Origin of the sequence: Brachybacterium squillarum M-6-3, from assembly GCF_000225825.1 — a bacterium.
Taxonomy (GTDB): Bacteria; Actinomycetota; Actinomycetes; order Actinomycetales; family Dermabacteraceae; genus Brachybacterium; species Brachybacterium squillarum.
Genome location: NZ_AGBX01000001.1, coordinates 641,709 through 661,924 on the forward strand (window position 1 = coordinate 641,709; position 20,216 = coordinate 661,924).

Genomic DNA, 20,216 nt, shown 5'->3' on the forward strand with positions numbered 1-20,216 from the left:
TCCCTGCGCGACCCCGCTCGACAACCTGGTCCGGGGTCCGGCGCGCCAGGGCACGGCTATCGTCGTCCGTGCCAGGCCCGACAAACGGCGGAGCATCGTCTCCCGCTCCCGGGAGCGACGAGATGAGAACCATCCAGTACCTGCTCACGGCGGCGGCGCCGACCTGCACGTCGTCGGTGACGCCTAAGCTGTGACGGTGCCGCGGAGCCGCGCTCCGCACCCCGACGACGGAGGAACCGCGATGAAGCGCTTCACGCTGCCCCACACCGAGATCGAGGCCCCGGCGGTCGTGCTGGGCCTGATGCGGATCGCCGACAAGAGCGACGAGGAGATCCGCACCCTGGTGCGCACCGCCCGCGACGCCGGCATCGACTTCCTCGACCACGCCGACGTGTACGGCTCCGAGCTGCACCAGTGCGAGCGCCGCTTCGCCGAGGCGATGGCGCTGAGCCCCACCGAGCGCGAGCAGGTCACCATCCAGACCAAGGCCGGGATCGTGCCCGAGGGTCCCTACTTCGACTTCTCCGCCGAGCACATCGTCTCCTCCGCCGAGGCCTCGCTGCGGGCGCTCGGCACCGACTACCTCGACATCCTGCTGTTGCACCGCCCGGACGCCCTGGTGGAGCCCGAGGAGGTCGCCTCCGCCTTCGACCAGCTGGTGGGCTCCGGGAAGGTGCGCCACGTCGGCGTCTCCAACCACACCCCGCGGCAGATCGACCTGCTGAAGCGCTACGTCACCCAGCCGATCGTCGCCAACCAGCTGCAGCTCTCGATCACCCACTCCACCGTGATCGCGCAGGGCGTGGCCGCGAACATGCAGGCCGAGCAGCAGTCCGCGACCCTCGACGGCGGCGGCATCGTGGACTACTGCCGTCTGCACGACATCACCGTCCAGGCGTGGTCGCCTTTCCAGGCCGGCTTCTTCAACGGCGTGTTCCTGGGCAGCGAGGACTACCCGGAGCTGAACGCCGTCATCGACCGCTTGGCCGCGAAGTACGACGTGGCCCCCGAGGGCATCGCCACCGCGTGGATCACCCGCCACCCCGCGCAGATGCAGGTGGTGCTCGGCACCACCACCCCGCAGCGGGTCACCGACTCCGCGGCCGGGGCCGACGTGGTCCTCACCCGCGCCGAGTGGTACGAGCTGTTCCGCGCCGCCGGCTGGCTGGTCCCCTGACCCCTGCGCACTGACTGATCCGGCGGCAAGCCGCGGCACCGGGTACCGCCCGGTGCCGCCGCCCGCCAGCATGGCTCCACGGCCCGCCCGACGTCGGGCATCGGGCCGTCCGCACCGCCGCGACCCCGAGGAGAGCACCCCGTGAGCACCCGACGCATCGGCCTGGTGGGTTACGGCGACGTGGCGGGGGTGCACCTGGAGGCGATCGAGGCCCTGGACGGGGTGGAACTGGTGGGCATCGCCGACCTCGACCCTTCCGCCCGGGAGCGCGCGGCGCGCGACCACGGGGTGCCCGTCGTCGCCGACACCGAGGCCCTGCTGCGCGAGCTCTCCCCCGACGCGATCCACGTGACCACCCCGCACCACCAGCACGTCGAGGCGAGCCTCGCGGCGCTCGCGGCCGGGGTGCACGTGCTGCAGGAGAAGCCGCTGGCCCACACGGTGGCCGAGGCGGAGAGGCTGGTCGCCGCCGTCGAAGGCCCGCCGTCGGTCCGGGCGGACGGCGGGGCGGGCGCCCCGACCCTCGCCGTCTGCTTCCAGAACCGCTACAACCGCGCCAGCCAGGTGCTGCTGGACCTGCTCGCCGCCGGGGAGGTCGGGGCCGTGCGCGGTGCCTGGGCCTCCGTGGTGTGGACGCGCACCGCCGCCTACTACGAGGCCAAGCCGTGGCGCGGCCGCTGGGAGAGCGCCGGCGGCGGCCTGCTGATCAACCAGGCCATCCACACCCTGGACCTGGTGCAGTGGCTGCTGGGGACCGTGGTGCGCACCGACGGGCAGGTCTCCACCCGCCGCTTCGGCGAGTTCATCGAGGTGGAAGACACGGCGGACCTGCTGCTGCACCACGCCTCCGGCATCACCACCACCTTCTACGCGACGCTCACCGCGCCCCGGGCCCGGCCGGTGGAGATCGAGGTGGAGTGCGAGAACGCCTCCCTCGATCTGCGCAGCGGCCTGGGCGGCGGCCTGACGGTGCGTTGGCACGACGGTCGCGTGGACACCTATTCCGACCGGGTGGCGAGCGCCGGCGGGCGCTCCTACTGGGGCGTCTCCCACGCCGAGCTGATCGCCGACATGTACGCGACCCTCGACGATCCGGAGCCGTTCTGGATCGGCCCGCGGGAGGCCCTGGATTCCCAGCGCATCCTCGAGGCGGCGTATGCGAACAGCGGGGTCGGGCCCGGAGCCTGAGCGCTCCCCGCCGGCCGCCGCCTCCGCGGCGTCGCGGCAGCGCCGGGCGGCCTCCGGGATCGGCGTGGTCGCGCGCAGCACGGTCGCACCCTCGTGCAGGGCCAGCAGCTGCACGGCCAGGACCTCGGGGTCGGCGCATCCCAGCTCGGCGACCAGCCCCGAGAAGCGCGCGCGGACCCATTCCTTCTCGGCCTCGATCACCGCGTGGGCGGGATGCTCGGGCTCGGTGAGCAGTTCGGCGTGGGCGTGGACGAAGGCGCAGCCGCGGGGCTGTGGGTGCGGGTCCAGCTCTCCAGGGCGTCGAAGATCGCCAGCGGCCGGTCGATGCCCTCCTCCGGGGCGATGCGCGTGTCCACCCAGGCGCGGAAGCGTTCGTCGCGCTCACTCAGGTAGAGCGCCACGAGCTGCGCCTTCGAGCCGAAGCGGTCGTAGATCGTCTTCGTGGTGACCCCGGCCTCGGCGGCGATGGTGTCGACGCCGACGGCGTTCAGGCCGCGTTCGGCGAACAGCGTGCTCGCGGCGTCGAGCACGGAGCGGGCGCCGGGGGTCATGCGGGGCGCGGATTCCGGGGCAGCTTGACGGGTGGGGACCATACCGGTCAGTGCACTCGTAACTACACCGGTCTGTTCGTTCCCGCACAGGAGCCGCCGATGCCCTCCCCCACCCGGCACGGCCGCACCTGGAGCAGCCAGCCTTCTGGACGGCCATCGCCTGGTTCATCGTGTTCTCGAACCTCGGCGGCTACGGCTGCTACTGGGCGAGCACCAGGCGTCTCGCCGCGACCTCCATCTCCACCTTGATCTACCTGACCCCGCCGGTCACGGCCCTGTGGGCCTGGGCGATGTTCGGCGACCCGCTCACCGCGGGCGGGATGCTGGGCCTGGTGGTCTGCGCCGTGGGCGTCGCCGTCGTGCTGCGGCCCGGCCCGAACGGCGAGGGGCCGCATCAGGGAGCGGGCGCCTCGAAGGTCTCGGGGTCGATGGGCCGGGAGGCGCGCGGCATCCCCGCCACCACCAGCCGGTAGGAGTCGGTGACCAGCTCGTCCAGCTGGGTGCGGTCGACGCTCGGACCGGGCTCGACGGTGATCCAGTGCCGCTTGTTCATGTGGTACCCGGGCGTGATGGCCTCGACGTTCTCCCGCAGCAGCTGCGCATCGCGCGGATCGGCCTTGAGGATCACGATGGGCTTCTCCCCCAGGAAGCTGGCGATCAGGAAGACCTTCCCGATCACCTTCATCACGTCGTACTCCGGACCGAAGGGGTGCTCGAGCACCGCCGCGGGCAGCTGCGCGGCGCGATCCAGCGCGGCCTGGTGCAGGTCCTCGGCCTCCATGCGGCCTCCTCCCGGGGACGGTCGCGGACCATCCTCCCCCACGGCCACGACGGACGACGGCGGACGCCCGCAACGGGTCCTCCGGTCCCGCCCCTACGCTCGTCCCATGGCTCGAATCGGCATCGTCACCACGCATCCCTCCCACTTCACCGCCGCGGACCCGGATCGCGACTCGGCGCCGCTGGTGGCGGCCCTGCGCGAGCGCGGCGCAGAGGCGGACTCGCTGGTGTGGCGGGACGAGGACGTCGACTGGGCGGGGTACGACCTGCTGGTGCTGCGCAGCCCCTGGGACTGGGTGGAGCAGCCGGCCGCCTTCGCCGCCTGGCTGGACCGGGTCGGGGCGCTGACCACGGTGCTGAACCCGCCCGCTCTGGTGCGCTGGAACATGGACAAGCGCTACCTCGAGGAGCTCGGGGCGGCGGGCGTGGCCGTCGTGCCGACCGTCTTCGCCGAGGGCGAGGACGCCCTGACCGCAGCGCTGGACGCGGCGGACACCGAGCACGTGGTGCTGAAGCCCGTCATCGGCGCCGGCTCCGCGCAGACCGGCCTGTTCCGCCGCGACGACCCGGCCGCGCTCGCCCTCGGGCGGGAGATCCTCGCCGGCGGCGGCACCGTGATGGTGCAGCCCGAGGTGCCGGAACTCTCCGAGGGCCGCGAGAAGGCGCTGTACACGATCGACGGGGCCTTCACCCATGCGGTCGCCAAGGGGGCGCTGCTGGCCCGCGGCGGCGGCCTGCGCGGCGGCGTCTACCAGGAGAACCCGCAGCTCGTGCCCGTCAGCGAGCACGAGCGCCGCTTCGCCGAGCACACCTTGGCCACGATCGCCCAGGTCAGCGGCGAGGAGCGGCCACCGTTGTACGCCCGCATCGACACCGTCGACTCGGCCGCGCACGGCCTGGTGCTGCTGGAGGCGGAGCTGTTCGAGCCCACCTACAACCTGCACCTGGTGCCCGAGGTGGTCGAGGAGTTCGCCGCCGCGATCCTCGCGCGGGCCTGAGGCGGGCGGTCAGCCCCAGCTCTCGGTGCGGTCCTTGAGCTCCCGGTAGGCCTCCAGCACCTCGGGCGTCGCCTCGGCCTCGACCACCTGGGCCCCGGCGATCTCCCAGGCCGGGGGCTCGGCGGTGCCGGCGAGTGCCCAGGCGGCCTGGCGGGCGGCGCCGAGGGCGACGTACTCGCCGTCGGCGGCGATGGTGACCTCGCGGCCGATCACGGCGGGGGCCAGGCTGCGCACCGCCTCGTTGCGGGCGGCGCCGCCGATCAGGGTGATGCGGGCGGCCGGCACCCCGGTGACCTCCTCCAGCGCGGCGATGCCGTCGGCCAGGGAGCACAGCAGCGCCTCGACGTGGGCGCGGGCCAGGTCCTCGCGGGTGGTGGCGGTGGTCAGCCCGGTCATGGTGGCGGTGGCGTCGGGACGGTTGGGGGTGCGCTCCCCGTCGAAGTAGGGCAGCAGGGTGAGGCCGTGCGCGCCGGGCACGCCGGCCAGGGCCAGGCGGGCCATCTCCTCGTGGTCGACGCCGAGCAGGGCGCGGCCGGTCTCGAGGATGCGGGCGGCGTTGATGGTGGTGGTCATCGGCAGGAAGCGGCCGGTGGCGTCGGCGAAGCCGGTGACGGTGCCGGAGGCGTCACCGGGTCGGGTGTCACTGACCATCGCGCAGACGCCGGAGGTGCCGATGGAGACGGAGACGTCGCCGGGGCCGAGGGACAGGCCGAGAGCCGCGCCCATGTTGTCGCCGGTGCCCGCGGCGATCGCGGCGCCTCCGGGGGTGCGGGCCATGACCTGCTGCGGGGTCTCGGGCAGGCGCGGCAGCTCCAGCCCGTGCCCGAGGGCCAGCTCCACCAGGTCCGGCCGCCAGGCCTCCTCGCGGGTGGAGTAGTAGGCGGTGCCGGAGGCGTCGCCGCGGTCGGTGAAGGCCTCTCCCCCGCCGGCCAGGTGGCGGGAGACGTAGTCGTGGGGCAGCAGCACCTGGCGGGCACGCCGTGCGTTCTCGGGCTCCTCGTCCCGCACCCAGCGCAGCTTGGAGGCGGTGAAGGAGGCGACCATCAGGCTGCCGATCTCGGCGACGCTCGCCTCGGCGCCGCCCATCTCCTCGATGAGGTCGCGGGCCTGCGGGGCGGAACGGGTGTCGTTCCACAGCAGCGCGGGGCGCACCACCTCGCCGGCCTCGTCCAGCAGCACCATGCCGTGCTGCTGGCCGCCGACGGCCACGGCCTCGGCGCGCTCCCGCAGCGGGCCGGCGGCCTCATCGACCGCGTCCAGCCACGCGCGGGGGTCGACCTCGGTGCCGTCCGGGTGGGCGGCGCGACGCTCCTCGAGCACGGTGCCGGTCTCGGCGTCGACCAGCAGCGCCTTGGTGGACTGGGTGGAGGAGTCGATGCCGAGCACGAGGGTCATGGCGGGGTCCTTCCGGAGAGGGGCGCTCAGGGTGATGGGGGTTGGCGGGAGGGTGGCTGTCCATCAGATGCACTCCAGCAGCATGTCGCGTGCATAGTGCACGCCGCATGTCACTGGAGTGCATCCGATGGACAAGGCCCGCCGGGTCCGGGCGCGCCGGAGGCCCCGGCGCGCCCGCGGGTCAGGCTCAGGTCAGGCGCGGAAGCCGAGCAGGTGCTGCAGGGCCAGCTGCTGCAGACGCACGAAGCCGTAGTTGCGCTCGCCCGCGGCGTCGGCGTCGAAGTCCTCGAAGGCCGAGCGGTCGGCCAGCAGGTCCGCGACGGACTCGCCCTCGGCCAGGGTGGGCTGGGCCAGCTCCTCGATCCCGGAGTAGGCCAGGGCCTCCTGCACCTCGGCGTCCTGGCGGAAGGCCAGCGCCCGCTCCTTGAGCATCAGGTACATCTCCATGTTCGCGGCGGCCGCGTCGTACTGCCCCTGCTCGTGCTCGGTGCGGGAGGGCTTGTAGTCGAAGTGGCGGGCCCCCTGGTAGGCGCCGGGGCGAGAGGGGAAGCCGTTCTCCAGCAGGTCCACGGTGAAGAAGGCGCTGATCAGGTCGCCGTGGCCGAAGACGAGGTCCTGGTCGTACATCGGGCCGTGCTGGCCGTTGAGGTCGATGTGGAACAGCTTGTCGGCCCACAGCGCCTGGGCCAGCCCGTGGGTGTAGTTCAGGGTGGCCATCTGCTCGTGGCCGGTCTCGGGGTTGATGCCGACGATGTCGCCGTGCTCGAGCTGCTCGATGAAGGCGAGGGCGTGGCCGACGGTGGGCAGGAAGATGTTGCCGCGCGGCTCGTTGGGCTTGGGCTCGAGGCCGATGCGCAGGTCGTAGCCCTTGTCCTTGATGTAGCCGGCGACGGTGTCGATGCCCTCGGCGTAGCGCTGGTGGGCGGCCAGCAGATCCTTGGAGCCGTCGTACTCGGTGCCCTCGCGACCGCCCCACATCACGAAGGTGGTGGCGCCGAGCTCGGCGGCGAGGTCCACGTTGGCCAGCACCTTGCGCAGGCCGAAGCGGCGCACGGAGCGGTCGTTGGAGGTGAAGGCGCCGTCCTTGAAGACGGGGTGGGCGAAGGTGTCGGTGGTGACCATCTCGATCACCAGGCCGGTCTCCTCGGTGACCGCCTTGAGCTCTCCGAGGATGCGCTCGCGCTCGGCGGGGGTGGCGTCGAAGGGGACGACGTCGTTGTCGTGGAAGGTGAATCCCCAGGCGCCGAGCTCGGCGAGCCGGCGGATGTGGGCGGTGAGGTCGAGGGCGGGGCGGGAGGCGAGGCCGAACTGGTCGCGCGCCTCCCAGCCGGTGGTCCACAGGCCGAAGGAGAAGTGGTCCTCGCGGGTGGGGGTGGGTGCTGGCATGGGGTGCCTCCTTGCACGGCGCCCGTTCCCGGACGCTCTTAGTAAGTTTCCGTAACTAATCTATACATGGGAGACTCACCGGCACAAGCCCCGCCCCTGACCGACCTGTCGGCGCCCGCCGACACCCGCCGACAAGGAGACCCCGTGCAGTCCACGCACCTGCGCGAGCACAACCTCTCCGCGATCCTGCGCGCCCTCGCCGCCGCCGGCGGCCCGATCTCCCGCGCCGGCCTGGCCGCCGCCACCGGGCTCACCAAGCCGACCGTCTCCAAGCAGGTCGAGGAGCTGATCGACGGCGGGCTGATCGCCGAGGGCACGCCCGTCTCGATGGGGGCCGGACGCCCGATGGTGCCGCTGCGGCTCGCCGAGGGGACCCTCGCCGCGATCGGCCTCGAGGTCACCGCCGACCACCTCTCCTGCCTGGCGCTCGACCTGGGAGGGCGCGTACTGGTGCGCCGCGACAGCGAGGCCCCGCTCGCGCAGGAGGAGCCCTCCCGGGCCGTCGAGCAGGGCGCCGCCCTGGTCCGCGAGGTGCTCGCCGAGCTCGGGGCGCTGCCCGTGGCGGGCCTGGTCGTCGCCGTGCCCGGCCGCATCGCCCCCGACGACGGCCGGGTGCTCTCCGCCCCGAACCTGACTTGGGAAAACGTGCCCTACGTGCGCGAGCTGGTGGCGGTCCTCGAGGAGCCGTCGTTCCCGGTCTCCGCACAGAACGACAACCGCCTCTCCGTGCTCACCGAGCTCGACGCCCGCCCCGGCGGGTCCTTCCTCTACGTGCGCGGCTCCACCGGCGTCGGCGGGGCCGTGGTGCTCGGCGGCGAGGTGCTCGACGGAGCCCACGGCTGGGCCGGGGAGTTCGGCCACACCGTGGTGGTGCCCGACGGCGAGCTGTGCCGCTGCGGCCGCCGCGGCTGCCTCGAGGCGTACATCTCCCGTCACTCGTTGGCCCAGCGCGCCGGCCTCGACCCGGACGTGCGGCTCGAGGACCTCGTGGACCGCCTCGCCGCCAGCCGCGACCGCGCCGAGGTGATCGGCGTGATCGGCCGCTCCCTCGGCCTGGCCGTCGCCAACGCCCTGAACGTACTGGACCTGGAGACCGTGGTGCTCTCCGGCTATCTCGCGCCCATCGCGGAGGAGATCACCCCCGTGGTGCGCGAGACCGTCCAGCGCCACGCCCTGGCCGCCGAGGCCGGCCCCATCGCGATCGACCGCGCCGACTCCCTGGCCGACCCGGCCCTGCACGGCGCCGCCCGCGCGGCGCTCGCCCCGGTGTTTGCGGACCCGGGGGCGTGGATGGCGCGGGGTCGCTGAGACTCCTGTCCACGGGATGAAGCACAGGAGGCAGTGCCCCGCCCTATGCAGGGCAGCGCCTCCCACGCTCCATCTCATGGACAGCCCCCGCCCGCACCTGCCGCGCCGCGCCACCCTGCGCTAAAGTAAACCTGCGCAACTAATGGGTCGGCGCGGCCGTCGGCCGCCCGCGAGCCCGCCACCCCTCGAGGAAGAGACGTGAGCACCCCGTGACCCCATCGCACACCCCTGCCCCGGACCCCGCCGCCCCGCCGCTGCGGGTGGGCATGATCGGCTACGGCTTCATGGGTGCCGCCCACTCCCACGCCTGGCGCAGCGCCCACCGCTTCTTCGACCTGCCTCGCACGCCCCAGCTCGCCCTGCTGGCCGGGCGCAGCGCCGAGGGCGTCGCCGCGGCGGCCGCCCGCTACGGCGCCGAGGCCACCACCACCCGCTGGCAGGACGTGATCGAGGACCCCTCGATCGACGTGGTCGACATCTGCTCCCCCGGCGGCACCCACCACGAGATCGCCCTCGCGGCGCTGGCCGCCGGGAAGCACGTGCTGTGCGAGAAACCGCTGGCCAACTCCGTCGAGGAGTCCGAGGAGATGGCCGCGGCCGCCGCCCCGATGACCTGGCGGCTACGCAAGGAGACCGCCGGCTCCGGGGCGCTCGGCGACATCGGCGCCCACGTCATCGACCTCGCCCAGTGGCTCACCGACAGCGACATCGAGGCCGTCTCCGGCACCCTCGCCACGGTCGTGCCGACCCGCCCCGCCGCGGGCGATGCCCAGGGCCTCGGCGGCAAGGGCGACACCTCCGGCGAGCGCGAGCAGGTCACGGTGGACGACGTCGCCCTGTTCAGCGCCCGCTTCGACACCGGGGTGCTCGGCTCCTTCGAGGCCACCCGCATGGCGCAGGGCCGCAAGAACGCGATGCGCATCGAGATCAGCGGCTCCGCCGGCGCGATCGCCTTCGACTTCGAGCGGCTGAACGAGCTGGAGGTCTACGACGCCACCGCCCCCGCGGGCCGCCAGGGCTTCACCCGCGTGCTGGCCACGGAGCCGGAGCACCCCTACGCGGCGGCCTGGTGGCCCACCGGCCACGGCCTGGGCTACGAGCACACCTTCACCCACCAGGTCGCGGACCTGGTGCGCGCCATCGGCGAGGGCTCCGACCCCTCGCCGTCCTTCGAGGAGGCGCTGCACGTGCAGCGGGTCCTCGCCGCCGTCGAGGCCTCCGACGCCGACGGCTCCCGCTGGACGCCCGTCGCTACCGACGCACCCGCCGGGGAGGTCAACCGATGAGCACCCCCACCCGCCGGGCCCTCGTCGTCCGCGGCGGCTGGGACGGCCACCAGCCCATCGAGGCCACCGACATGTTCCTACCGTTCCTGCGCGAGCACGGCTTCGAGATCCGCGTCGAGGGCTCCCCCGCCGTCTACGCCGACGCGGACTACATGGCCGGTGTGGACCTGGTCGTGCAGTGCATGACCATGTCCACCATCGAGCGGGAGCAGTTCGAGGGCCTGCGCGCCGCCGTCGAGAACGGCACCGGCCTGACCGGCTGGCACGGCGGCATCGCCGACTCCTACCGCGCCGAGTCCGACTACCTGACCCTCATCGGCGGCCAGTTCGGCTGCCATCCCGGCAAGCACCCCGACGAGCGCACCGGGGAGCAGTCCGACAACTACGTGCCCTACACGGTGAACCTGCTCCCCGAGGCGTCGGAGCACCCCATCACCCGCGGCATCGAGGACTTCGACCTGGTCACCGAGCAGTACTGGGTGCTGGCCGACTCCTACATCGACGTGCTCGCCACCACCACCCAGAAGGTCCGCGAGTGGGACCCGTGGCACCGCGAGGTGACCTCCCCGGCCATCTGGACCCGGCGCTGGGGGAAGGGCCGCATCGTGGTGACCACCCCCGGGCACCACGTGGACGTGCTCGAGCACCCGAGCGTCCGCACCATCATCGAGCGCGGCATGCTGTGGGCCGCCCGCGGCAGCGAGGAGCAGGCATGAGCACGCGCGCAGGAGGCCCGATGCGGGTCGGGATGATCGGCTGCGGCCACATCTCCACCCAGTACCTCGCCACCTTCCCGCAGCTGCCCGACGTGGAACTGGTGGCCGTGGCGGACCTGGATCCCGTGCGCGCCGAGGCCGTCGCCGCCGACCGCCCGGGCGTGCGGGCCCTCGGCGCCGAGGAGCTGATCGCGGACCCCGCGGTGGACACGGTGCTGAACCTGACCCTCCCCGCCGCCCACGCCGCCGTGGACCTGCAGGCCATCGCCGCCGGCAAGAACGTCCACGCGGAGAAGCCCTTCGCCGTGGAGACCGCCGACGGGGCCCGTGTGCTGGAGGCCGCCGCGGCCGCCGGCGTGGTCGTCGGCTCCGCCCCGGACACGGTGCTCGGCACCGGCACCCAGACCGCGCGGGCCGCGATCGACGAAGGCCTGATCGGCACCCCTATCGCGGCGACCGCCACCATGGTCACCCCCGGCCACGAACGCTGGCACCCCAGCCCCGACTTCTACTACCTGCCCGGCGGCGGCCCCCTGCTGGACATGGGCCCCTACTACCTGCACGCACTGGTCACCCTGCTGGGCCCGGTCGCGTCCGTGATCGGCGCGGGCAGCCGCGGCCGCGGCCAGCGCACCATCGGCTCCGGCCCCCGCGCCGGTGAGGACGTGCCCGTGGAGGTCGACACCCACGTCACCGGGGTGCTGGTGCACGAGTCAGGAGCGCTGTCCACCCTGGTGATGAGCTTCGACGCGGTCGCCACCCACGCCCGCCCGATCGAGGTGCACGGCACCGCGGGCAGCCTCGCCGTGCCCGACCCGAACCACTTCGAAGGGGACGTGCAGCTGCACCGCCTGGACGGCGAGGGCTGGGAGACGCTGCCCGTCGGCGGCGGCTACCTCGGGGCCTCCCGCGGCATCGCCCTGCAGGACATGGCCCTGCGGGGCCCGGAGCTGCGAGCCAGCGGGGCGCTCGGCCAGCACGTGCTCGAGGTGATGAACGCGGTGCTCGACTCCTCCGCGCGAGGTTCACGCATCGACATCGCCTCCACGGTGGAGCGGCCCGCGGGGGTGCCGCGCACGGAGCAGCCCCGGGCCACCTGAGACGGGGCTGGGGGCTCGGCGGTTCACCCCCGTCGTCCCTGGTCCCGGGCGTCCCGGCCGGGGCCGGGTGGCGTGTGCCAGGCTGCGCGGCTTGACCGCCACCGCGCCCCGCACCGCCCCCGTCGACGCCGCCTCCGAGGCCCTGCCGGCCGGAACCCCGCCGACGCGCTCGGTGCGGCCGTCACCACCGAGTGCCTGCGCCGAGGCTTGCACATGAACATCGTCCAACTGCCCGGCATGGGCGGCGTGTTCCGCATCGCCCCGCCGCTGACCATCACCGAGGACCAGCTCACCGAGGGCCTGGACCTGCTGGAGGACTCCCTGGAGGCGGTGCTCACCGGGGCCCGCTGAGCCGCACCGGGGCGGGTGACCGGCCTGGCAACTGCCTGCACCCGCCGGTGGCCCGCGGCCTCCTCGGCCAGACTCGAGCCATCCGCGGAGCGCGGCGACCGACGACGGTCGCACCCACGCGGCCTCTCGCGGCCGACCCCGGCCCGCCCCCTCGACCGGAAGGACACCCGATGCCCGCCTCCGACGGCGCCACCTACGCCCCCGCCGAGATGCCACGCCCCGTGGTGGAGCCGGGCGAGTTCGTCATCTCCGCGATGCACCTGGATCACGGGCACGTCGTCGGCATGGTCCAGGGTCTGCTGGGGGCGGGGGCGACGCTGAAGAGCGTCTACGACCCGCAGCCGGAGCGAGCTGCCGCCTTCGCCGAGCAGTTCCCGCAGGTCACGATCGCCGCCAGCGAGGAGGAGGTGCTCGCCGACCCCGAGGTGCAGCTCGTCGCGGCCGCTGCGGTCCCCTCCGAGCGCGCGCCGCTGGGCATCCGGGCGATGGAGGCCGGCAAGGACTACTTCACCGACAAGACCCCGCTGATCAGCCTCGAGCAGCTCGCCCAGGCGAAGTCGGCCGTCGAGCGCACCGGCCGCAAGTACGCCGTGTACTACTCCGAGCGGGTCCATGTGGAGGCCGCCGTGCTGGCCGGGCAGCTCATCGAGCAGGGCGCCATCGGCCGCGTCATCCAGGTGATGGGCATGGGCCCGCACCGCCTCGGCGATCCCGCGTCCCGCCCCGACTGGTTCTACCAGCGCGCCCGCTACGGCGGCATCCTCACCGACATCGGCTCCCACAACTTCGAGCAGATGCTCACCTTCACCGGCAGCGACGACGCCGAGATCCTCTCCAGTGCCATCGCCAACCACGACCATCCGGACCACCCCGAGCTCGACGACTTCGGTGAGGCCTCGATCGCGCTGTCCAGCGGCGCCTCCGGCTACGTGCGGGTGGACTGGTTCACCCCCGACGGCCTGCGCACCTGGGGCGACGGCCGCAGCTTCATCCTGGGCACCGAGGGCTACCTGGAGCTGCGCAAGTACATCGACGTCACCACCGACAACGGCGGCGGCCAGGTCATCCTCGTCAACGGCGAGGGCGAGCAGCGCATCGAGGCCACCGGCAAGGTCGGCTACCCCTTCTTCGGGGAGCTGATCCTGGACTGCCTGCACCGCACCGAGAACGCCATGACCCAGGCCCACGCCTTCAAGGCCGTCGAGCTGGCCGTCCGCGCCCAGGAGCAGGCCCGCGTCCTGGCGCCCTGAGCGCCCTGAGCGCCCTGAGCGCCCTGAGCGCCCTGAGCGCCCTGAGCGCCCTGACCCAGCCTCTCGAACCGACCCCGACGCGGACGCGCTTTTCAGCGGCTCCCTTCCACCGGTGGAAGAGAGCCGTCGAGAACCATGCGGCAACGCCGACCGCGCGTCACCTCACCGGGGTGGGGGGCGGGGCCGTGGACTCGCGCTGCACGAGGTGCGTCTCGAGCTGGAACGGCAGGGCGAAGCGGGAGGGGTCCTGGGCGAGCGCCAGGGCCCTCTCCACGGCCACCTGACCCATCGCGAACAACGGCTGCTTGATGACGGTGAGCTGCGGGTTCGTCCACGAGGCGAGCAGAGTGTCGTCGAAGCCGATGATGCTGAGCTGCTCCGGCACCCGCAGGCCTCGCTCGTGCGCCACCCGCAGCAGGCCGAGGGCGATGGTGTCTGAGGTGGCGAAGATGGCCGTGGGCGGCTCGACCCCCGCGGGCAGCTCCTCCAGCAGCGCGCGGCCGGCCCGCAGGCCCTCCTCGAAGGAGTAGCGGCTGCCGGCGACGAGGTCCGGGTCGAAGGGGATCCCGGCCTGCTCGAGCGCGCTGCGGTAGCCGTCGAAGCGCTCGCGGACGGGCGCCGAGTCCTCCGTGCCCATCGCGATCGCGATCCGCCGGTGCCCGAGGTCGATGAGGTGCTGGGTGGCGGCGCGGCCGCCGGCCCAGTTGGTGGCCGAGATCCGCACCAGCCCGTCGAGCGCCGCATCGCCGGCGTCGACCGTGATCGGGTCGATGACCAGCAGCGGCAGGGAGCAGTCGCGACTCCAGCGGAGCTGTTCGCGCCCCACGGGGGCGGTGACCGAGATGACGGCGGCGTGCCCGCGCTCGGCCATCTCGCGGAACCAGCGCTGGCCGAGGATCGGGGGTCCGTCGTCCCCGGCGGGATCCTCCATGGTGGTGACGGCGAGGTCGAGGCCCGCGCGACGGGCGGCGAGGGTGGCGCCGTGCAGGATCTCGATGGAGTACGGGTTGTTCAGGGCGTCGAAGGCGATGACCACGGAGCCGATCGGATCGGGGTCACGGCGCCGGGGGGTGTAACCGAGCCGTCTCGCCGCCTCCTGCACACCGAGGCGGGTGGAGTCCTTCACGTCGGCGCGGCCGTTCATCACCTTGGAGGCGGTCGCGAGGGAGACCCCGGCCCGCTCTGCGACCGCGCTCAGCGTCACCTTCGCCATGCCCCCGCCCCTCCGTCGTGCCGATTCGTCCGATCCGGCTCAGGCTAACGACTCGATCACGGGACGGACCGGCCTGCGGTCCTGAGCAGGGAAGCCATCCTACGAAACTTTTCGGGCCAGAGAAGTCGCCCCAGCAGGCTTGACCAGCCGAGGTGAGCAGTTTTAGTGCTCGACTCGAACTAACCGTTCCGAAACTTTTCGGCATTGTTGCCGATCGGCGAACTGGAGACCAGCAATGACGCGCATCACCCGCCGCACCACCCTCCTCGGCCTCATGGGCCTCGGCGTCGCCGCCCCCGCGGCCGTCACCCTCAGCGCCTGCGGAGGCGGCGCGCAGCCTACGGGCGGCGCCGGCTCCCCCTCGAGCCTGTCCGTCTGGGCGCTCACCGGTGCCAAGCAGGACACCTACCAGCTCACCTTCGACTCCTGGAACGAGGACAACCCCGACGATCAGTTCGCCGTCGAGTACTTCGCCAACGACTCCTACAAGGAGAAGATCCGCACCGCGATCGGCGCGGGAAACGCCCCCACCCTCATCTTCAACTGGGCCGGCGGAACCCTCGCCGACTACGCCGCCAACGGCTCGATCGTGGACCTCTCCGGGCAGGTGGACGACGTCCTCTCCCGCACCATCGAGTCGATCGGCCAGGTCGGCCAGGTGGACGGCGCCCAGTACGCGGTGCCCAACAACGACACCCAGCCGGTGATCCTGTACTACAACACCGCGCTGTTCGAGGAGCACGGCGTCACCCCGCCCACCACCTGGGACGAGCTGATGAGCGCGGTGGAGACCTTCTCCGGTGCCGGCGTCACCCCCATCGCGCTGGCCGGGCAGAGCGTCTGGCCCGAGCTGATGTACATCCAGTACCTCACCGACCGGATCGGCGGCGAGGGCGTGTTCCAGAAGGTGCTCGACGGGGAGGCCGAGGCCTGGTCCGACCCGGCCGTCACCAGCGCCCTGGACCACATCCAGCAGCTGGTGGACGCGGGCGCCTTCGGCTCCGGCTTCGGCTCGGTCGCCGCGGACTCCGGCGCCGACGCGGCCCTCGTCCACACCGGCCAGGCCGCCATGCTGCTGCAGGGCTCCTGGGTCTACGGCACCTTCAAGCAGGACGCCCCCGACTTCGTCGCCGACGGCAGTCTCGGCTTCATGAACTTCCCCGCGGTGGAGGACGGCGCCGGCGACCCCGCGAACATCGTCGGCAACCCCGCCAACTTCTGGGCGGTCTCCGCCGACGCCGCCGAGGAGGTGCAGCAGCTCGCCATCCAGTACCTCAACGAGTACAACCTCAACGAGGAGATGGTCGAGAGCTTCCTCGGCATGGGCGCCATCCCCGCCGTGCAGGGTCTCGAGGAGGAGCTCGGCGAGCTGGAGGACGGCGACTTCCTCTCCTTCGCCTACGACATGGTGCTCTCGGCCCCGCACTTCCAGCTCTCCTGGGACCAGGCCCTCCCGGCCGCCCCGGCGCAGCAGCTGCTCACCAGCCTCTCCCAGATCTTCCTCGGGGAGATCGAGCCGGCCGACTTCGTGGCCACCATGAACGGGACCCTGGGCTGATGACGGCCGCGCCCACCGCCACCCCTGACTCCGGGCGGCGTGCCCGGCGTCGGGGCGGGGGCCCCGGCGCGACCGGGCCCAGCAACTGGCTGCTGGTGCCCGCCCTCGCCTTCTTCGGGGTGTTCGCCGTGCTGCCGCTGCTGGGGGTCGTCGCCCTGTCGTTCTTCGCCTGGGACGGCCTGGGCACTCCGCAGTTCGCCGGCCTCGACGCCTGGCGCACCGTGTTCGCGAGCCCGGTCACCCGGCACGCGATGGTGCTGACCCTGCTGATGACCCTGCTGAGCTTCGTGGTGCAGTTCCCGCTGAGCATCCTGCTGGGCACCTTCATGGCCGGCCGCCAGAAGTACCGCGAGCTGTTCTCGGTGCTGTACTTCCTGCCGCTGCTGTTCTCCGCCGCCGCTGTCGGCATCGCCTTCAAGGCGCTGCTGGACCCGAACTTCGGCCTCTCCCGGGCCTTCGGCGCCGACTTCCTCAAGCAGGACTGGCTGGGCTCCCCGGACCTCGCCTTCTACACGATCATCATGGTCATCTCGTGGTCGTTCGTGCCCTTCCATTCCCTGCTCTACCAGGCGGGGGTGCGGCAGATCCCCACCTCGATGTACGAGGCGGCGACCCTCGACGGCGCCGGCCGGGTGCGGCAGTTCTTCACCGTCACCCTCCCCCAGATCAAGTACACGATGGTCACCAGCTCGACGCTGATGCTGGTGGGATCCCTGACCTACTTCGACCTCGTGTTCATCCTGACCGGGGGCGGGCCCGGCAACGCCACCCGCATCCTGCCGCTGGACATGTACCTGACCGGATTCCGCTCCTACCAGATGGGGCCGGCCAGCGCGATCGCCGTGATCCTCATCGTGGTGGGCCTGCTGCTGTCCCTGGCCCTGAACAAGTTCTCGGGCTCGGACCAGATGGACAGCCAGATGGAGGGCGCCTGAGATGCGACACCACCGCTCCCCGAACGTCGTCGGCGGGATCCTCGGATTCCTGTGGCTGCTGGTCATCCTGGTGCCGATCTACTACATCGTCATCACCAGCGTGCGCCCCCGCGAGGACTACTACTCCTCGAACCCGCTGTCCCTGCCCTCGCGGTTCACCCTCGAGCCCTTCGCCTATGTGCTGCAGAACGACTTCCTGCGGTACTTCGGCAACAGCGTCTTCGTCACCGTGATCACCGTGGTGGCCGTGGTGCTGTCCTCGCTGCTGGCCAGCTATGTGATCGTGCGCAGCCGCTCCCGCCTGGCCCGCTTCAGCCAGAAGCTGTTCCTGATGGGCATCGCGATCCCGCTGCAGGCCACGATCATCCCGATCTACTACCTGATCGTGCAGCTGGGCCTCTACGACACCCTCTGGGCGCTGATCCTGCCCTCGGTGGCCTTCGCCATCCCGATCACCGTGCTGATCCTGACGAACTTCCTGCGGGACGTTCCCAAGGAGCTGTACGAGTCGATGACGGTGGACGGCGCCTCCGACTGGCAGATGTTCCGCTCCCTGGTGCTGCCGCTGACCAAGCCTGCGATCGTCACCGTCGGCATCTACGACGCCCTGCAGGTGTGGAACGGCTTCCTGTTCCCCCTGGTGCTCACGCAGAGCTCCGAGGTGCGGGTGCTGCCGCTGTCCCTGTGGACCTACCAGGGCGAGTTCACGGTGAACATCCCCGCCGTGCTCGCCGCGGTGATGCTCTCCGCCCTGCCGATCCTGTTCCTGTACATCATCGGTCGTCGCCAGCTGATCAGCGGCCTGACCGCCGGCTTCTCCAAGTGAGCGGGTGGGGCGCCGCCGACGGCGCCCCACCTCCCCGGAGGACGGCGTCCTCCGTCCTCCGTCCTCCCCCGCCCCACCCACCGAAGGGTCCTGCCATGACCACCGTCCTGCACGTCGCGACCACCGGCTGCGATGCCGCCGACGGCGCCGAGGCCGCCCCGCTGCGCACCATCTCCCGCGCCGCCGCGCTCGCCGAGCCCGGTGACACCGTCCGTGTCCACGAGGGCACCTACCGCGAGTGGGTCCGCCCCGCGCGGGGAGGCCGCTCCGCGTCCCGCCGCATCACCTTCGAGGCCGCCCCCGGGGAGCACGTCACCATCTCCGGCGCCGAGCCCGTCACCGCCTGGGACCGGGTCGACGGCGACCTTTGGCGCGCCGTCGTCCCGAACAGCGTGTTCGGCGAGTGGAACCCCTTCGCCGAGCCCGTCGTCGGGGACTGGCTGGTGCGGCCGACCGACCCCCCGGTGAACTGCGGAGCCCTCTACGTGGGCGAGGTGCCGGGTGTGGAGGTCCCGACCCTCGACGCCGTGACCTCGTATGTCGCCCCGACGGAGCTGCTGGACGACTGGACGGGCACGATGGCGCCCGTGGACCGGCCCGAGTCCCACCGCTTCCCCTGGCACGCCGAGGTCGACGAGAAGACCACCACGATCACCGCGCTGCTGCCGGGCGTGGACCCGAGCACCGAGCGCATGGAGATCAGCGTGCGCCGCTCCGCCTTCCTGCCCACCGAGCATCACGTGGACTACGTGACCGTGCGCGGCTTTGAGATGTGCCGCACCGCGAGCCCCTGGGCACCGCCCACCGCGGACCAGCCCGGGATGCTCGGCCCGAACTGGGCGAAGGGCTGGATCATCGAGGACAACCACCTCCACGACGTCTCCTGCTCCGCGATCAGCCTCGGCAAGGAGCGCTCCACCGGCCACAACTTCTCCACCGAGCGCGGCGACAAGCCCGGCTACCAGTACCAGCTCGAGAGCGTCTTCGCGGCCCGACAGATCGGCTGGGACCGCGAGCACATCGGCTCCCACGTGGTCCGCCGCAACCGCATCCACGACTGCGGGCAGAACGCGATCGTCGGCCACCTGGGCTGCGTGTTCTCCGAGATCTCCGACAACCACATCTTCCGCGTCGGCACCCGTCGGGCGTACTTCGGCCACGAGATCGCCGGCATCAAGCTGCACGCCGCGATCGACACCCGCATCGAGCACAACCACATCCACGACTGCTCGCTGGGGCTGTGGCTGGACTGGCAGACCCAGGGCACCCGCATCACCCGCAACGTCTTCCACGCCAACTCCCGGGACCTGTTCATCGAGGTCAGCCACGGTCCCTACGTGGTGGACCACAACGTGCTGGCCTCCCCCGCGGCCATCGAGAACCGAGCCCAGGGCGGTGCCTACGTCGGCAACCTCATCGGCGGCACCGTGCAGGTGGAGCCCGTCATCGACCGCGCCACCCCGTACCACCTGCCCCACAGCACGCAGGTCTCCGGCTACGCCGTGGTCATGGCCGGCGACGACCGCTACCTGGGGAACCTGTTCCTCGGCGACGTCGACCGGCCCTCCTTCGACGCGGAGGGCTACTTCGGACACGTCCCCCCGCGCTACGGCCTCGCCGTGTTCGACGGCCACCCGGCCTCCCCCGAGGCCTACCTCGCCTCGATCCCGCAGAACCCGGCCCACGACCACCAGCGCTTCGTCGACCCGCCGCAGATGGTGATGGTCGCCGGGAACGTGTACGCCCCGGGCAACGACCCCGCCGCGCACGAGGAGTCCCCGGTGCGGCTGGACGCACTGCCGGGCGTGGCCGTCCGCGTCGAGGGCGAGGAGGTGTTCCTGGACCTGAGCGACGTGCCCTCGACACTGGTCGAGGCCCGTTTCGGCGTGCTCACCGGGGAGGAGCTGCCGCCGGTGCGCTTCGCCGGGGTGGACTTCGAGGAGGACGACGGGAGCCCGATCCGCATCGACCGCGACCTGCTCGGCGAGGTCCGGACGGAGGATTCCGTCACCGGGCCGCTCGGGGCGATGACGCCCGGGGACGTGTCGATCCGGATCTGGTGACCCCCGATCCTGGACCTCTCACTTTTGCGCGCTGTGCTTCCCGTGGTGGAAGCACAGTGCGCAAAAGTGCACGCCACCCCCGTTGCCTGCCGGAAGCACCTCACGGCTCCGCTCCGATGACCCGGTTGCAGTAGT

General features: G+C 72.2%; 19 protein-coding genes. 14 read left to right on the forward strand and 5 right to left on the reverse strand.

The genetic code is table 11. The features are described from left to right. Positions 1-241 precede the first annotated feature (241 nt). Complete coding sequence (locus tag OM98_RS02935; RefSeq protein ID WP_010533077.1) at positions 242-1,177, forward strand: aldo/keto reductase; 936 nt, start codon at positions 242-244, stop codon at positions 1,175-1,177. A gap of 141 nt (positions 1,178-1,318) precedes the next feature. Further along, positions 1,319-2,365, forward strand: coding sequence for a Gfo/Idh/MocA family protein (locus tag OM98_RS02940; RefSeq protein WP_010533078.1), 1,047 nt, complete (start codon positions 1,319-1,321; stop codon positions 2,363-2,365). 197 nt (positions 2,366-2,562) lie between these two features. On the opposite strand, the gene OM98_RS15970 is transcribed toward OM98_RS02940, so the two are convergent. Then, complete coding sequence (locus OM98_RS15970; protein ID WP_010533079.1) at positions 2,563-2,916, reverse strand: TetR/AcrR family transcriptional regulator; 354 nt, start codon at positions 2,914-2,916, stop codon at positions 2,563-2,565. A 128-nt stretch (positions 2,917-3,044) separates the two neighbouring features. Here OM98_RS15970 and OM98_RS02950 point away from each other — a divergent pair, with 128 nt between their 5' ends. Beyond that, a complete protein-coding gene (locus OM98_RS02950) occupies positions 3,045-3,389 on the forward strand; it encodes an EamA family transporter (protein ID WP_083837674.1) in 345 nt (114 codons plus the stop codon). On the opposite strand, the gene OM98_RS02955 is transcribed toward OM98_RS02950, so the two are convergent. Beyond that, positions 3,311-3,697 (reverse strand): MmcQ/YjbR family DNA-binding protein, encoded by a 387-nt coding sequence (locus OM98_RS02955; RefSeq protein WP_010533081.1) that lies wholly within the window; start codon positions 3,695-3,697, stop codon positions 3,311-3,313. The genes OM98_RS02950 and OM98_RS02955 overlap by 79 nt on opposite strands. A gap of 106 nt (positions 3,698-3,803) precedes the next feature. On the opposite strand from OM98_RS02955, the gene OM98_RS02960 reads away from it, so the two are divergent. Then, on the forward strand, positions 3,804-4,694 hold the full coding sequence (locus tag OM98_RS02960) for an ATP-grasp domain-containing protein (RefSeq protein WP_010533082.1): 891 nt from the start codon (positions 3,804-3,806) through the stop codon (positions 4,692-4,694). A 9-nt stretch (positions 4,695-4,703) separates the two neighbouring features. Here the strand turns inward: OM98_RS02960 and xylB are convergent, their stop codons facing one another. Together xylB and xylA are read right to left on the reverse strand one after the other, a co-directional pair. Continuing rightward, the gene (gene xylB / locus OM98_RS02965) at positions 4,704-6,089 is read right to left on the reverse strand and encodes a xylulokinase (protein ID WP_010533083.1); all 1,386 of its coding nucleotides are present in this window, start codon (positions 6,087-6,089) and stop codon (positions 4,704-4,706) included. A 192-nt stretch (positions 6,090-6,281) separates the two neighbouring features. Beyond that, the gene (xylA, locus tag OM98_RS02970) at positions 6,282-7,475 is read right to left on the reverse strand and encodes a xylose isomerase (RefSeq protein ID WP_010533084.1); all 1,194 of its coding nucleotides are present in this window, start codon (positions 7,473-7,475) and stop codon (positions 6,282-6,284) included. Positions 7,476-7,619: 144 nt separating this feature from the next. Here xylA and OM98_RS02975 point away from each other — a divergent pair, with 144 nt between their 5' ends. The 6 genes from OM98_RS02975 (at position 7,620) to OM98_RS02995 (ending at position 13,486) form a co-directional block, all read left to right on the forward strand. Further along, positions 7,620-8,783, forward strand: a complete 1,164-nt coding sequence (locus tag OM98_RS02975; RefSeq protein WP_010533085.1) for an ROK family transcriptional regulator — start codon at positions 7,620-7,622, stop codon at positions 8,781-8,783. 266 nt (positions 8,784-9,049) lie between these two features. Continuing rightward, positions 9,050-10,069, forward strand: coding sequence for a Gfo/Idh/MocA family protein (locus OM98_RS02980; RefSeq protein WP_050812632.1), 1,020 nt, complete (start codon positions 9,050-9,052; stop codon positions 10,067-10,069). Beyond that, complete coding sequence (locus OM98_RS02985; RefSeq protein ID WP_010533087.1) at positions 10,066-10,785, forward strand: ThuA domain-containing protein; 720 nt, start codon at positions 10,066-10,068, stop codon at positions 10,783-10,785. The genes OM98_RS02980 and OM98_RS02985 overlap by 4 nt, the downstream gene beginning before the upstream one ends. 20 nt (positions 10,786-10,805) lie before the next feature. Further along, positions 10,806-11,885 carry a Gfo/Idh/MocA family protein gene (locus OM98_RS02990; protein WP_010533088.1) on the forward strand — a complete coding sequence of 360 codons (1,080 nt, stop codon included), beginning with the start codon at positions 10,806-10,808 and terminating at the stop codon, positions 11,883-11,885. Between the two features lie 213 nt (positions 11,886-12,098). Continuing rightward, positions 12,099-12,236: a hypothetical protein gene (locus OM98_RS15000; protein WP_010533089.1), complete on the forward strand. Its 138-nt coding sequence runs from the start codon at positions 12,099-12,101 to the stop codon at positions 12,234-12,236. A gap of 170 nt (positions 12,237-12,406) precedes the next feature. Further along, positions 12,407-13,486: a Gfo/Idh/MocA family protein gene (locus tag OM98_RS02995; protein WP_010533090.1), complete on the forward strand. Its 1,080-nt coding sequence runs from the start codon at positions 12,407-12,409 to the stop codon at positions 13,484-13,486. 157 nt (positions 13,487-13,643) lie between these two features. On the opposite strand, the gene OM98_RS03000 is transcribed toward OM98_RS02995, so the two are convergent. Further along, positions 13,644-14,699 (reverse strand): LacI family DNA-binding transcriptional regulator, encoded by a 1,056-nt coding sequence (locus tag OM98_RS03000; RefSeq protein ID WP_010533091.1) that lies wholly within the window; start codon positions 14,697-14,699, stop codon positions 13,644-13,646. 235 nt (positions 14,700-14,934) lie between these two features. Between OM98_RS03000 and OM98_RS03005 the strand changes: the two genes are divergently transcribed. From OM98_RS03005 to OM98_RS03020, 4 genes are all read left to right on the forward strand, one after another. Continuing rightward, entirely contained in the window at positions 14,935-16,257 is a 1,323-nt protein-coding gene (locus OM98_RS03005; RefSeq protein ID WP_010533092.1) for an ABC transporter substrate-binding protein, read from the forward strand. After that, positions 16,257-17,192: a carbohydrate ABC transporter permease gene (locus OM98_RS03010; RefSeq protein ID WP_010533093.1), complete on the forward strand. Its 936-nt coding sequence runs from the start codon at positions 16,257-16,259 to the stop codon at positions 17,190-17,192. Before OM98_RS03005 ends, OM98_RS03010 begins: the two co-directional genes overlap by 1 nt. 1 nt (position 17,193) lies before the next feature. Next, positions 17,194-18,018: a carbohydrate ABC transporter permease gene (locus tag OM98_RS03015; RefSeq protein WP_010533094.1), complete on the forward strand. Its 825-nt coding sequence runs from the start codon at positions 17,194-17,196 to the stop codon at positions 18,016-18,018. A 95-nt stretch (positions 18,019-18,113) separates the two neighbouring features. Then, positions 18,114-20,081, forward strand: a complete 1,968-nt coding sequence (locus OM98_RS03020; RefSeq protein WP_010533095.1) for a right-handed parallel beta-helix repeat-containing protein — start codon at positions 18,114-18,116, stop codon at positions 20,079-20,081. The last annotated feature ends 135 nt before the right edge of the window (positions 20,082-20,216 follow it).